This is a genomic window from Streptomyces sp. NPDC056486 (assembly GCF_042795295.1).
GTDB lineage: Bacteria > Actinomycetota > Actinomycetes > Streptomycetales > Streptomycetaceae > Streptomyces.
On record NZ_JBHTSF010000009.1, the window covers coordinates 15996 to 29698 of the forward strand.

At 68.7% G+C, this 13703-nt stretch carries 13 protein-coding genes; 7 read left to right on the forward strand and 6 right to left on the reverse strand.

Going from position 1 to position 13703, the window contains the following annotated elements; translation table 11 throughout:
• Nucleotides 1-131 precede the first annotated feature (131 nt).
• The 5 genes from ACFQ7F_RS06570 to galU all read right to left on the reverse strand — a co-directional run bounded on the left by ACFQ7F_RS06570 (nt 132) and on the right by galU (nt 4101).
• Nucleotides 132-755: a GNAT family N-acetyltransferase gene (locus ACFQ7F_RS06570; protein ID WP_272902883.1), complete on the reverse strand. Its 624-nt coding sequence runs from the start codon at nt 753-755 to the stop codon at nt 132-134.
• Nucleotides 752-1252: a molybdenum cofactor biosynthesis protein B gene (locus tag ACFQ7F_RS06575; RefSeq protein ID WP_383267042.1), complete on the reverse strand. Its 501-nt coding sequence runs from the start codon at nt 1250-1252 to the stop codon at nt 752-754. Before ACFQ7F_RS06575 ends, ACFQ7F_RS06570 begins: the two co-directional genes overlap by 4 nt.
• A complete protein-coding gene (gene moaC / locus ACFQ7F_RS06580; protein ID WP_383267045.1) occupies nt 1249-1773 on the reverse strand; it encodes a cyclic pyranopterin monophosphate synthase MoaC in 525 nt (174 codons plus the stop codon). The genes ACFQ7F_RS06575 and moaC overlap by 4 nt, the downstream gene beginning before the upstream one ends.
• Nucleotides 1774-1859: 86 nt before the next feature.
• A complete protein-coding gene (gene glp / locus ACFQ7F_RS06585) occupies nt 1860-3191 on the reverse strand; it encodes a gephyrin-like molybdotransferase Glp (protein WP_383267047.1) in 1332 nt (443 codons plus the stop codon).
• A 4-nt stretch (nt 3192-3195) separates the two neighbouring features.
• Complete coding sequence (galU, locus tag ACFQ7F_RS06590) at nt 3196-4101, reverse strand: UTP--glucose-1-phosphate uridylyltransferase GalU (protein ID WP_351162871.1); 906 nt, start codon at nt 4099-4101, stop codon at nt 3196-3198.
• Between the two features lie 94 nt (nt 4102-4195).
• On the opposite strand from galU, the gene ACFQ7F_RS06595 reads away from it, so the two are divergent.
• Nucleotides 4196-4807 (forward strand): 5-formyltetrahydrofolate cyclo-ligase, encoded by a 612-nt coding sequence (locus ACFQ7F_RS06595; RefSeq protein WP_383267050.1) that lies wholly within the window; start codon nt 4196-4198, stop codon nt 4805-4807.
• Nucleotides 4808-4875: 68 nt separating this feature from the next.
• Here the strand turns inward: ACFQ7F_RS06595 and ACFQ7F_RS06600 are convergent, their stop codons facing one another.
• The gene (locus tag ACFQ7F_RS06600; RefSeq protein WP_383267053.1) at nt 4876-7632 is read right to left on the reverse strand and encodes a penicillin acylase family protein; all 2757 of its coding nucleotides are present in this window, start codon (nt 7630-7632) and stop codon (nt 4876-4878) included.
• A gap of 213 nt (nt 7633-7845) precedes the next feature.
• On the opposite strand from ACFQ7F_RS06600, the gene ACFQ7F_RS06605 reads away from it, so the two are divergent.
• The 6 genes from ACFQ7F_RS06605 to mscL all read left to right on the forward strand — a co-directional run bounded on the left by ACFQ7F_RS06605 (nt 7846) and on the right by mscL (nt 13702).
• Nucleotides 7846-9366, forward strand: a complete 1521-nt coding sequence (locus ACFQ7F_RS06605) for a potassium/proton antiporter (protein WP_383267239.1) — start codon at nt 7846-7848, stop codon at nt 9364-9366.
• A gap of 247 nt (nt 9367-9613) precedes the next feature.
• Nucleotides 9614-10879: an MFS transporter gene (locus ACFQ7F_RS06610; protein WP_383267055.1), complete on the forward strand. Its 1266-nt coding sequence runs from the start codon at nt 9614-9616 to the stop codon at nt 10877-10879.
• A gap of 67 nt (nt 10880-10946) precedes the next feature.
• The gene (locus ACFQ7F_RS06615; protein ID WP_383267057.1) at nt 10947-11321 is read left to right on the forward strand and encodes an FmdB family zinc ribbon protein; all 375 of its coding nucleotides are present in this window, start codon (nt 10947-10949) and stop codon (nt 11319-11321) included.
• Between the two features lie 98 nt (nt 11322-11419).
• A complete protein-coding gene (locus ACFQ7F_RS06620) occupies nt 11420-12295 on the forward strand; it encodes an S-methyl-5'-thioadenosine phosphorylase (RefSeq protein ID WP_383267061.1) in 876 nt (291 codons plus the stop codon).
• 219 nt (nt 12296-12514) lie between these two features.
• The gene (locus ACFQ7F_RS06625) at nt 12515-13030 is read left to right on the forward strand and encodes a hypothetical protein (protein ID WP_383267064.1); all 516 of its coding nucleotides are present in this window, start codon (nt 12515-12517) and stop codon (nt 13028-13030) included.
• Nucleotides 13031-13165: 135 nt separating this feature from the next.
• A complete protein-coding gene (gene mscL / locus ACFQ7F_RS06630) occupies nt 13166-13702 on the forward strand; it encodes a large conductance mechanosensitive channel protein MscL (protein WP_383267065.1) in 537 nt (178 codons plus the stop codon).
• The last annotated feature ends 1 nt before the right edge of the window (nt 13703 follow it).

Here is a 13703-nt window from a genome sequence, read left to right on the forward strand (position 1 = left end):
GCTGATATCTCGAACTTTTTTTGTGACTGATGCGATCAACAGGTCACCGAGATCGTGAAATTAATGCTCTAGAGGGACCAAGTCGGGCCTCAGACGGTCGATCACCGCTTTATTTCAAACACTTATTCTATTTACGCGGTGTTCCGAGGTCGTGCCTGGTGCCAGCGCCGGAGCAACCCTTCCGGTACCTCTTCCGCGGTGAGCGCGAAGACGAGATGGTCCCGCCAGGCGCCATCGATGTGGAGATACCGTGGACGAAGCCCCTCCTCGCGGAATCCGAGTTTCTCCACGACCCTGCGGCTCGGCCCGTTCTCAGGGCGAATACAGACCTCGATACGGTGCAGTCCGACCGATCGGAAGCAATGGTCGACCGCGAGAGCGACGGCGGTCGGCATCACGCCGCGGCCCGCGACCGACTGGTCGACCCAGTAGCCGACATGGCCCGAGCACATCGATCCCCAGGTGATCCCGGCGACCGTCAACTGCCCGACGAGACGCCCCTGGTACTCGATCACGAAAGGCAGCATGCGCCCGGCGTGCGCCTCGGCGCGCAGGTGCCTGACCATCTGACGGTACGTCGGACGGTGCACGATCGGGCCGCTGGGCGTGGGCGGCGGGATCGTCGCCTCCCAGGGGCGCAGCCAGTCCCGGTTGCGCCGGTTGACCTCACGCCACGGCCGCTGGTCGCGCATCTTTATCGGGCGGAGGGCGACATCGCCGTCCGTCAGTTCGACGGGCCAGGAAGGGCTGTTCAGCTCGCACCGCCTGGAGGTCTGGGATGGTCGCCGCCCCTGAGCTGCTCGATGGCGTGCGTGAGGAGGGGCTCCAGGACGGCGATCCCGTCCCGTACGCCGCCGGTGGAGCCCGGCAGGTTCACGATCAGCGTGCGCCCGGCGACTCCGGCGAGACCGCGGGACAGCGCGGCCGTGGGCACCTTCTGTCTGCCGTACGCGCGAATCGCCTCTGGGATGCCCGGAACTTCGTGGTCGATGACGGCGCGGGTGGCTTCGGGGGTGCGGTCGGTGGGCGAGATGCCGGTGCCGCCTGTGGTGAGGATCACGTCGTATCCGGCGTCGGCTCCGTCGCGCAGAGCCTGCTCGACGGGTTCGCCGTCGGGGACGACCTGGGGGCCTTCGACCTGAAAGCCGAGCGCGGACAGCGCGTCGGCGATGATCGGCCCGCCCCGGTCGGCGTAGACGCCGGCGGACGCGCGGTTGGATGCCGTGACGACGAGGGCGCGGTAGGCCGTCATGATCCGGCTCCTTCTCGGCTCCAGTCCCCGGACTTACCGCCCGATTTCTCCTCGACGCGTACGTCCGTGATGACCGCGCCCTTGTCGACGGCCTTGACCATGTCGATCACCGTGAGGGCGGCCACGGTCACCGCGGTGAGGGCCTCCATCTCGACGCCCGTACGGTCCGTCGTCTTCACCGTGGCGAGGATCTCGACGGCGTCGTCCGCCACGGAGAGGTCCAGTTTCACTCCGGAGACGGCCAGCGGATGGCAGAGCGGGATCAGGTCGGGCGTGCGCTTGGCGCCCATGATGCCCGCGATCCGCGCGGTGGCGAGGGCGTCGCCCTTGGGGACGCCCTCACCGCGCAGCAGCTCGATCACGCGGGGCGAGACCAGGACGCGGCCACTGGCGCGGGCGATGCGCGCGGTCACGTCCTTCGCGGATACGTCGACCATGCGGGCGGCGCCCGCCTCATCGATGTGCGTCAGTCTCTGGTGCTCAGAGGGTCCGGGGGTCTCCCCCCGGGAAATCGCGGTCATGTGCTGTGGCGCTCCCGGTCCGGGCCTCCCGCGGTGCGGCGCAAGGGGGCCTATGTGCGCGACACCGTACCGCGCGGGCGCGCCTTTCAGCCGAGCAGGACCACTTCGACGTCGGCGCCCGGCTCCACCGATGTGGTGTCCTCCGGGACGACGATCAGCGCGTCCGCGTGCGCGAGGGCCGCGACGAGGTGGGAGCCCGCGCCGCCCACGGGCCGCACGCTGCCCGCATCGGCGTCGTACTGCCCGCGCAGGAACTGCCGCTTTCCGGCGGGCGAGGTCAGCGTCTTGTCGGCGCTGAGCACCGCACGCGCCGTGGCCCTGTGGACGTCCGGGAGGCCCATCAGGGCGCGCACCGCGGGACGTACGAAGAGCTCGAAGGAGACGTACGACGACACCGGGTTGCCCGGCAGCGCGAGCAGCGGGGTGTGGTCGGGGCCGATGGAGCCGAAGCCCTGCGGCTTGCCCGGCTGCATGGCGAGCTTGCGGAACTCGATGCCGCTGCCGTCCTCGTCTTCGTCGCCCACGGAGGAGAGTGCTTCCTTCACGACGTCGTACGCGCCGACGCTGACGCCGCCCGTGGTGACGATGAGGTCGGCGCGGATCAGCTGGTCCTCGATGGTGGAGCGCAGCGTCTCGGCGTCGTCGGCGACCGCGCCCACGCGGTAGGCGATCGCTCCGGCCTCGCGGGCCGCGGCGGTGAGGGCGAAGCTGTTGGAGTCGAAGATCTGGCCCTTCGCCAACTCTTCGCCGGGCTGGATCAGTTCGCTGCCGGTGGACATGACGACCACGCGGGGGCGCGGGCGCACCTTGACCGTGCCGCGGCCGATCGCGGCGAGCAGGCCGATCTGTGGGGCGCCGAGGACCGTGCCCGCCGTCAGCGCGCGGTCGCCGGCCTGTACGTCGCTGCCACGCGCCCGCACGTGTGCGCGTGCCTCGGCGGGGCGGTGCACGCGGACCTCTCCGGAGGCTCCGTCAGGGGCGGCGCTGTGCGCGCGCATCCCGGAGACGGGGCCTTCGCCGAGGCCTCCGTCGGTCCACTCCACGGGGACGACGGCCTCGGCGCCGGGCGGCAGCGGGGCGCCGGTCATGATGCGGGCGGCCTGGCCCGCGCCGACGGTGGGCTGCTCGCCCTGGCCCGCGGCCACGTCGCCGATGACCGTCAGGACGGCGGGGAACTCCTCGCTCGCGCCCGCGATGTCGGCGACCCGGACCGCGTAACCGTCCATGGAGCTGTTGTCGAAGGGCGGCAGCGAGACGGGCACCGTGACGTCCTCGACGAGGACGCAACCCTGGGCATCGAGGAGTTGGAGCTCGATGGGCTCCAGGGGGCGGACGGATCCGAGGATGTCGTCCAGGTGCTCGCTCACCGACCAGACATGTTCCTGGCCGGTGACTTCGGTCGTCGCGCTGCTGCTCAAAGTGCTACATCTCCTCGGACACGTAACTGCGAAGCCAGGCCTGGAAGTCCGGGCCCAGGTCTTCACGTTCGCACGCGAGTCTGACAATGGCACGCAGATAGTCGCCGCGGTCGCCGGTGTCATAGCGGCGGCCCTTGAAGACGACGCCGTGCACGGGGCCGCCGACCTTCTCGTCGACGGCGAGCTGCTGGAGGGCGTCGGTGAGCTGGATCTCGCCGCCGCGGCCGGGCTCGGTCTTGCGCAGTATGTCGAAGACGTGGGGGTCGAGGACGTACCGGCCGATGATCGCGTAGTTGCTGGGGGCGTCCGCCGCGTCGGGCTTCTCGACCAGGCCTGTCACCTTGACGACGTCGCCCTCGTCCGTGGCGTCCACGGCCGCGCAGCCGTAGAGGTGGATCTGCTCCGGGGCCACCTCCATGAGGGCGATGACGCTGCCGCCGTGCCGCTCCTGGACCTCGACCATGCGGGCGAGGAGCGGGTCGCGCGGGTCGATGAGGTCGTCGCCCAGGAGCACCGCGAACGGTTCGTTGCCGACGTGCGGGGCAGCGCACAGGACGGCGTGACCGAGTCCCTTGGGGTCGCCCTGGCGTACGTAGTGCATGGTCGCGAGGTCGCTGGATTCCTGGACCTTCGCGAGTCTCGCCTCGTCGCCCTTCTTGAGAAGGGCCGACTCCAGTTCGTAGTTGCGGTCGAAGTGGTCCTCCAGGGGGCGCTTGTTGCGGCCCGTGATCATGAGGACGTCATCGAGGCCGGCGGAGGCGGCCTCCTCGACCACGTACTGAATCGCCGGCTTGTCGACGACCGGCAGCATCTCCTTCGGAGTGGCCTTGGTGGCCGGCAGGAACCGGGTGCCCAGACCTGCTGCGGGGATGACAGCCTTGCTGATCCTTGGGGGGTGAGACTCAGTCATGTCCGTAACCATAACCGGTGAGTATGTGCGAAATCTGTGGGTGAGAACATTTTGTTCTCATATGAGCGCACCTGGAAGGATTTGTGAGCGCATCATGGAAGAAACCGGCTCGGACAAGCCAACCAAGCGCACGTTGCGCGGAGAATTCCTCGCGGTGAGACGCCGGTTGACAAGGGATGACGCGCAGAAGTCCGCCGCGGTTCTCGCCGACCGCGCGCTGGAGCTGCCGGAGCTCGCCGGGGCGCGCACGGTCGCGGCGTACGTCTCCGTGGGGAGCGAACCTGGGACGCGCGCGCTCCTTGACGCCCTCCACGCGCGCGGGACGCGGGTCCTGCTGCCGGTGCTCCTCGCGGACAACGACCTGGACTGGGCCGCCTATGAGGGCGGGGCCTCGCTGGCCCGTGTGCAACACCCGGGAAAGATGGACCTCTTGGAGCCCTCGGGGGCGCGGCTCGGGCCCGATGCCGTCGTGGCGGCGGACGCCGTGCTGCTTCCGGGTCTGGCCGTGGACGAGCGCGGGATGCGGCTCGGGCGCGGCGGCGGGTCGTACGACAGGGTGCTCGACCGGCTCGGGCGTGCCAAGGCCGATCCCGCCCTGGTGGTGCTCCTGTACGACACGGAGGTCGTCGCCCGCGTCCCCCAGGAGGCGCACGACAGGCCGGTGCACGCCGTCGTCACCCCCTCGGGAGTACGCCGCTTCCGCTGACCCCCTCCGTACGTGAAAGGGCCCCCCCCGCGCGCGTGGCGGGCCCTTTCACTGTTCCGTGCGGCTGCTCAGGGCCGCAGCACCAGGGAGTCGTTCGTGCTGCCCTTCACGGCCTTCTCGGAGAAGGACCACGGCAGCAGCTCACCCTTGACCCATTTGCTGGTCTGGTCGGTGTAGTGCGCGCTGTAGGCGTGCCCCGAAGCACCGGTGAGGTTGATCCACTTCGACTTGTCGAGGTCGTCGAGGTTCACCACCATGCGCATCGACGGCACCCACTGCACGCCGTAGCCGCCCGCCGCGTTCCAGCCGGTGGCGTTGACCGCCGCCTCGCCGCCGCCCAGCTTGAACGGGCCGCGGTTGAGCATGAACTGGAGCCAGCCGGGGCCTTCGACGCCCAGGGTCTGGTTCTTCAGGGTCAGCCGGTGCAGGCGGCCCCAGCTCCAGGTGTCGACGTCCTTGCCGAGCTTGGCCGTCAGGTCCCAGCGCGCGTCCTCGAGGGCCCGGCCGAACAGCTGGTCGCGGGTCTTGGTCTCGGCGTCCGTGCGGGTCTTGGGCGACTTCCACCAGTCGTTCTTCTCGTCGTCGAGGATCGACCGGATCACTTCGTAGTAGCGGTCGCCGCCGTCGGGCTGCGCGGATTCCGCGTCCCGCTGGCCGCACTCGCGCACCGGCTCCGCCTCGTCGGCGGGGCCCGTGTTCCCGGCGGGATCGACGTTCAGGCACTGGCCCTTGACCCGCAGCTCCTTGGGCAGCTTGTTGCCGATGGAGAGCTTGAGGATGTTGCGCCAGACCGAGTTGAAGTACGCGGCGGCAGCCGAGTCGGGGTCCTGGGTGTAGTCCCAGCCCTCGAGGAGCTTCTGCGCCTCACGGACGTAGCTGTCCTTGACGTCGATCTTCAACAGCTTGGGCACGAGCACCTTGGCGATCTCGCTGCTGTTGTCCATCTGCATCGTGCGCATGTCCTCGGTGGAGACCTTCCCACCGTTCTTGATCTTCGACTGGATCAGATCGGTGATGCGCTGGCTGCGCGCCCCGTAGCCCCAGTCCGACGTGAGCTTGTACGGGTAGTCCTTGCCGACGACGGCCTGGTTCGCGGTCACGATGTAGCCGCGCTTCGGGTCGTACTCGTAGGGCAGCGCGGACTGCGGGATGTATCCCGTCCAGCGGTAGTCGGAGTCCCAGCCGGGCGCTGGCAGCGCGCCGTCGCCCTTGCCGCGTACCGGGATCTTGCCGGGTGCCTGGTAGCCGATGTGGCCCTTGGTGTCCGCGTAGATCAGGTTCTGCGAGGGCACTTCAAAAGAAGAGGCCGCCTTGCGGAATTGCGGGAAGTTCTTCGCCTTGTTCAGCTCGAAGACGGCGTCCATCGACTTGCCCGGCTTCAGCGCGGTCCAGCGCAGCGAGACTCCGTAGCCGTCGCCCCGGTCGGGGGCGGCGCTGTCGACCGTGGCCTTCTTGCCGACCTTCCCCAGTTCGGTGTCACGGTCGGACAGCAGAGGCCCGTTACCGGTCTCCCGGACGGTGATCTTCTTGGATTTGCCGCCCGCGACCTTGATGGTCTCCACGCGGGACTTGAAGGGCAGCACCTTGTCGTCGTACTCGTAGCCGTCGCCCTCGAACTTCTCGAGGTAGAGGTCGGTGACGTCGGCGCCGAGGTTCGTCATGCCCCAGGCGATGTCCTGGTTGTGGCCGATGACCACGCCGGGCATCCCGGCGAAGGTGTAGCCGGAGACGTCGTACTGGCAGTCCTTGGAGACCGTCCGGCAGTGCAGGCCCATCTGGTACCAGGTGGAGGGCAGCTGCGGTGACAGGTGCGGATCGTTGGCGAGCAGGGGTTTCCCGGTGATCGTGTGGTCGCCGGAGACCACCCAGGAATTGGAGCCGATGCCGTTGCCGTTCGGGCCGAGGCCCGCGTCCGGGACGCTGTCCAGGACGTCGGAGATACCCGAAAGCTGTGACTGCAGTCCGCCGGGCGCCTGGGTGTTGCCCGCAAGGCCCGTGCCGGCGGCGCCGCCGGTCTGTGACTGCGACTGACTGCCCGCGCTGCCCTTGCCCTCGTACTCCTTGGTGACGCTGTTGTAGGCGCCCTCCTGGACGATCGGCTTGTTCCGGTCGTACGGGTACTCCGGGTACAGGTCCTTGATCTGGGACGGGCCCAGGCGGCTGGTCATCAACGAGCGGTCGATCTCGTCCTGCATGTTGCCGCGCAGGTCCCAGGCCATGGCCTTGAGCCACGCCACGGAGTCGACGGGGGTCCACTTCTGGGGCGCGTAGTCGTTGGTGAAGCCAAGGGCGGCGTACTCCAAGGAGATGTCCTTGCCGCCCTTGTCCTTCAAGTAGGCGTTGACTCCCTTGGAGTACGCCTGGAGGTACTTCTTCGTCGCGGGCGAGAGCTTGGAGTCGTACTCCTTCTGCGCCACGCGGTGCCAACCGAGCGTCCGCAGGAATTCATCAGTCTTTACCTGACTCTTTCCGAACATCTCGGAGAGGCGACCGGAGGTCGTATGACGGCGGACGTCCATCTCCCAGAAGCGGTCCTGCGCCTGGACGAAGCCCTGGGCCATGAACAGATCGGCGTCGGACTCGGCGTAGATCTGCGGGATGCCGTTGCCGTCACGCTTCACGTCGACGGGACCGGAGAGACCGTCGAGTTTGATCGTCCCCTTCGTCTGCGGGAAGGAGGCTCGCACCGTACTGACGCTCCAGTAGGCGCCGTAACCGATGCCCGCCACGATGGCCAGGACCAGGACGATCACGATGAGGCGGGCTCGGCGCCCCTTCTTCTTGCCGGACTTATGACCGGAAGAGGCGGTGGTATTCGACGGCATCGCTGTCCTTGCTGTCCTTACGCGAGCGGCAGGGCTGGCTGGGCGGTGGTGGGAGCGCTGGAGCAACCATAGGCGCAGGGCACTGCGGCCCCGGACGCGGAGTCAGGAACCTACATCTCGACTTATCGTATGGGCGTTCGAAGGCGTCAAGGAAGCGTTAACAATTAGGTAAGGTAACGAAGTACTTGGCACACGCGGAGGAAGGAACGGCCCCTGACTGTCCACCACCTCAACCAGCTTCTGCTCGTCTGCTCGCTCGTCCTGCTCGTCGCGGTCGCGGCGGTCCGCATCTCGTCGCGCAGCGGGCTCCCCAGCCTGCTGCTCTACCTCGGCATCGGCATTGCCATGGGCCAGGACGGCCTCGGCAACGTCACGTTCAACAACGCGGAGATGACGCAGGTCATCGGCTATGCGGCGCTCGTCGTGATCCTGGCCGAGGGCGGCCTCGGCACGAAGTGGAAAGAGATCAAACCCGCGCTGCCCGCGGCCGCCGTCCTGTCGCTCGCCGGCATCGCGGTGAGCGTCGGCGTGACGGCCGCCGGTGCCCATTACCTGGTCGGCCTCGAGTGGCGGCAGGCGCTCATCATCGGCGCCGTGGTCTCCTCCACGGACGCGGCGGCGGTCTTCTCCGTGCTGCGGAAGGTGCCGCTGCCCTCACGTGTGACGGGCATCCTGGAAGCGGAATCGGGGTTCAACGACGCTCCTGTGGTGATCCTGGTCGTGGCCTTCTCCACGGCAGGACCCGTGGAGCACTGGTACGTCCTGCTCGCCGAGATCGCCCTGGAGCTGGCGATCGGTGCCGCGATCGGCATCGCGGTGGGCTGGCTCGGCGCCTACGGCCTGCGGCACGTGGCGCTGCCCGCGTCCGGCCTCTACCCCATCGCCGTGATGGCCATCGCGGTCGCCGCCTACGCGGCAGGAGCCATGGCGCACGGCAGTGGATTCCTCGCCGTCTACCTCGCCTCGATGGCCCTCGGCAACGCCAAACTGCCTCACTGGCCCGCCACCCGGGGCTTCGCCGAAGGGCTCGGCTGGATCGCGCAGATCGGCATGTTCGTCCTGCTCGGCCTCCTGGTCACCCCGCACGACCTGCTCGACGACACCTGGCCCGCGATCATCATCGGCTTGATCCTGACCATGGTGGCAAGGCCTCTGGGGGTCATCGCCAGCCTGCTGCCGTTCCGCATGCCCTGGCAGGAGAAGGCCCTGATGTCCTGGGCAGGCCTGCGCGGAGCCGTGCCCATCATCCTGGCCACGATTCCGATGGTGAACGGCGTCGACGACAGCCAGCGGATCTTCAACATCGTCTTCGTCCTGGTCGTCGTCTACACCCTCATCCAGGGTCCTACGCTGCCGTGGCTGGCCAAGAAGCTGCGCCTGGGCGACTCTTCGGGCGCCGCCGACCTGGGCGTCGAGTCGGCACCCCTGGAGCGGCTTCGCGGACATCTGCTCTCGGTGGCGATCCCGAAGGGATCGCGGATGCACGGCGTCGAGGTGGGCGAGCTGCGGATGCCCGCGGGGGCCGCGGTCACGCTCGTCGTTCGCAACGGCGAATCGTTCGTTCCGCAGCCCACGACCGTGCTGCAGCGCGGGGACGAACTCCTGGTGGTCGCGACCGACCCGGTGCGGGACGCCGCTGAGCGACGGCTGCGGGCAGTCGGACAGGGCGGAAAGCTGGCCGGATGGCTGGGAACCACTGGTCAGGAGCCGGAGAGGAAGGGCAATCGCAGGTGATGGGCGCCTCAATCTCTGCATTCACAGGCCTCAGGGGCCACATTCCCTGTACGATGAACGCAGACTTCTTCTGTAACAACTGATCGAACCAACTCTGTCTGAAGCAGAGCTGGCGCCGACCGTATGGCGGCCGCGTGTCCTCGCAGTGGGCAACCGGCATCTACCGCAGTTCCGCGCAAGAGGACAGCTCTCGGCGCCGTCCCCCTGAATTGGGGCCGCGCTACCAGGCGGCAGAAAGGCACGGGCCGTGGCATCCACGGTCACCTCCCGCCCGGGATACGGACAGCTGCTGCGCACCCGCGGCGCCTGGACGTTTCTCCTGCCCGGCTTCGCGGCGCGACAGCCCTTCGCGATGCTGACCATCTCCATCGTCCTCCTTGTGCAGCACACCACCGGCTCGTACGGCGTCGCGGGCGCCGTATCGGCCGTCACCGGTGTCTCCATGGCGGTGTTCGCCCCCTTCGGCGGCAAGCTCGCCGACCGGTTCGGCCAGCGGGCCGTCCTCGTGCCGGGCGTGCTCGTCCACACGGTGTCGGTGCTCGCCCTGACGATGCTCGCGCTCTCCGACGCCCCCTTGTGGGCGCTCTTCGTGGCCGCGGTGCCCACCGGCGCCTCGCAGCCGCAGATCAGCCCCATGGTGCGGGCCCGCTGGGGCGTCAAGCTCCAGGACTCCCCGCTTGCGGGCACGGCGGCCGCCTTCGAATCGGTCACGGACGAGCTGACGTTCGTCCTCGGCCCGCTCTTCGCGACCGCGCTGTGCACGACCATCGACCCGGCGGCCGGACTCTTCACGGAGGCCGGACTCACGCTGGTGGGCGGCCTGCTGTTCGCCGCGCAGAAGAGCACCCAGCCCAAGCCCGCCTCCCGCGACGAGCACGCGCGCGTGGAGCACGTCTCGGCACTGCGGATCCCCGGTGTGCGGGTCCTTATCGCGACCTTCCTGGGCATCGGCGCCGTCTTCGGCGGCATGCAGGTCTCGCTGGCCGCCTTCACCGAGTCCATCGGCGAACCCGGTCTGAACGGCGTCCTGTACGGCACCTTCGCGGCGGGCAACATGCTCTCCGGTCTCATCTGCGGCGCCATCGTCTGGAAGATCGCCCCGCAACGGCGCCTCCTCGTCGGGTACTCGGCGCTGACCCTGATGGCTTCCGGGCTGTGGGCCGCGCACTCCGTGGTGCTGCTCGCCGGGCTCGGTCTCCTGGTCGGCGTCTGCATCGCACCCGCGCTGATCACCGGCTACACGCTGGTGGACCGTCTCGTGGACCCGACCGGCAGGACCGAGGCGTTCACCTGGCTCACCGGCGCGGTCGCGCTCGGCCAGGCGGCCGCCGTCACGGTCGCCGGACAGCTGGAGGACCGCTTCTGGGACGGCGCCGGATTCCTGGTGCCGCTCGGCGGTACGGCCCTTGCGCTCACGGTGCTCGTGACCCTGCGCTCGCGGCTCGTGCCGCGGTCCGCCGGGCGCACCGTCGCACGTGGCGTGGGTCACCGCGAGCCGGTCACGGTGGACTGATCTCGCGGAATAGGTCACTATGGACCGTCGTTAGCACTCATCGAGTGAGAGTGCCAGGAGGAAGCAAGTGCCGACGTACCAGTACCAGTGCACCGAATGCGGCGAGGGCCTCGAGGCGGTGCAGAAGTTCACCGATGACGCCCTGACCGTGTGCCCCAGCTGTGACGGACGCCTCAAGAAGGTGTTCTCTGCGGTCGGCATCGTCTTCAAGGGCTCCGGCTTCTACCGCAACGACAGCCGCGGCTCGTCGTCGAGCAGCACGCCGTCCCCGGCGTCCGCGTCGAAGTCCTCGGACTCCAAGTCGTCGGACTCCTCGGGCTCGGACTCCAAGTCCTCGGCGAGCGCTTCGTCGTCCTCCTCGAAGTCGGACTCGAAGTCCTCCGGCTCCTCGTCGGGTTCGTCGGCCGGTTCATCCAGCTCTTCGAGCTCGTCGGCCGCCTAGCCTCCGGGCAGAGCGCCGCGCACATCTTTCTTCCAGGTCCTCGCCGTCCTTCGACGGCGGGGACTTCGGCGTTTTTGGGCCCGGCTACTGTGCTGGACATGGTGAATACGGCGAACGCGAGTACCGCGAACACGGCGAACGCGATGCGGGCCGAGATCGGTGTCATCGGCGGATCCGGCTTCTACTCCTTCCTCGACAACGTGACCGAGCTCCAGGTCGACACTCCCTACGGAGCTCCGAGCGACTCCCTCTTCATCGGTGACATCGCCGGGCGGCGGGTCGCGTTCCTGCCCCGGCACGGCCGCGGACACCATCTGCCGCCGCATCGCATCAACTACCGCGCCAATCTCTGGGCGTTGCGCTCCGTGGGCGTACGGCAGGTGCTCGGCCCGTGTGCGGTGGGCGGACTGCGGACCGAGTTCGGGCCCGGGACGCTGCTGGTGCCCGATCAGCTCGTGGACCGCACCAAGACGCGTACGCAGACGTATTTCGACGGGGTGCCGCTGCCGGACGGGAGCGTCCCGAACGTCGTGCACGTGTCGCTGGCCGATCCCTACTGCCCCGTGGGCCGTGGCGCCGCGCTGAAGGCGGCATGCGGGCGGGAGTGGGAGCCGGTGGACGGCGGAACCCTTGTGGTGATCGAGGGACCGCGGTTCTCGACCCGGGCCGAATCGCTCTGGCACGCGGCGCAGGGCTGGTCGGTGGTGGGCATGACCGGGCACCCCGAGGCTGTGCTCGCCCGTGAACTGGAACTCTGCTACACGTCGTTGACGCTGGTCACGGACCTGGACGCGGGCGCGGAAAGCGGCGAGGGCGTCTCGCACGAAGAGGTGCTGCAGGTGTTCGCGGCGAATGTGGACCGGCTGCGGACGGTGCTGTTCGACGCGGTGGCGGGACTGCCTGCGGAGGACGGGCGGGACTGTGCTTGTGCGGAGGCGCTGGGTGGGATGGAGCCGGGGATTCGGCTGCCGTGAGGTGTCAGGAACGCATGTGAGGCTGGAACTCCCCCTTCGGGTGAGGGAGTTGTCCACAACTGGCGAGTAGTGCACGGGGCTCAGCGGGATTCGGCGCGGGCCTGCATCGTGAGAGCGGAAGGCAAGATCCTCAGCTCTCTCGACTCTCCGCAGGCGGTGGCCGACGTGGCGCATGCTCCCTCAGACATCTCTTCCCCTCCCCCTCCCCCGCTGTGTCCCGTGCCGCACTTCGCCCCCGTGCGCGTCCGAGGTGGGGGCGAAGTACGGCACCGGCTGCGAAGGCTGCTGCGGCACAGACGGCGGGCGATGGCCGTGGGGCTCGCGGTGACCGCGGCGGCGCTCGTGGCTGCGGGGCCGCGGGATGCAGAGCGGGTGCGGGATTCCGAACGGGTGGGGCCGCGTGAGCATCCGGCCGCCGCTGCCGCGCCCTCGCGGGAGCGTGAGGGCACGGGCTCCCGGGCCCTGGTGACGGCGCCGGTGCGGATCGCGGACGCGGAGACGGTGCGCCTGCTGCACCGGGGCGACCGTGTCGATGTCGTCGGCGCCGATGGCTCGACGTCGCGGGTGATGGCTGCCGGCGCCAGGGTGGCCGAGGTGCCCGAGCCTCCTCCGGAGGGCGCGGCCGCGAGCGCCGCCGAGGTCGGGGCGTTGGTCGTGCTCTCCGTGCCGCGGTCGACGGCGGCACGGCTCGCCGGAGCCGGCGCCAGCATGCGACTGGCGGTGACACTGTGCTGATTCACGACATGTGCAACTGCACTGACATCCTGTCAAGTCGCTCATTCGTGGCACCCAATTGGACAGTCCTGCCAGGCCCTGACGTAGTTTGCGAAGCTGTCTGCTTCACGAACTGCACTTGCAACGAAAGGCCTCGTGGTGAGCGAGAAGAACGAACCGGGTCTCTGGGACGGCTTCAAAGCCTTCCTGATGCGCGGCAATGTCATCGACCTGGCGGTCGCGGTGGTCATCGGCGCCGCGTTCACGAACGTCGTGAACTCCGTCGTCAAGGGTGTCATCAACCCGCTGGTCGGTGCCTTCGGTACGAAGGATCTCGACCACTACAGCTCGTGCCTCAAGTCCCCGTGCAAGACGGACGCCGCCTCGGGGGAGGTCATCGACGGCATCCCGATCATGTGGGGCACGGTCCTCAGCTCGACCCTCAGCTTCGTCATCACCGCGGCCGTCGTCTACTTCCTGATGGTGCTGCCCATGGCCAAGTACCTGGCGAGGCAGGCCGCGCGGAAGGCCGAGAAGGAGGGCACGCAGGAGGTCATCGAGATCTCGGAGCTGGAGGTTCTCAAGGAGATCCGCGACGCCCTGATCGCGCAGCGGGGCACGGGATCGGGTCCGGACTCGGGTCCGGACTCGGGTCCGGGTCCGGTTTCAGGTCCGGGGCCGATCGGGCAGTAGC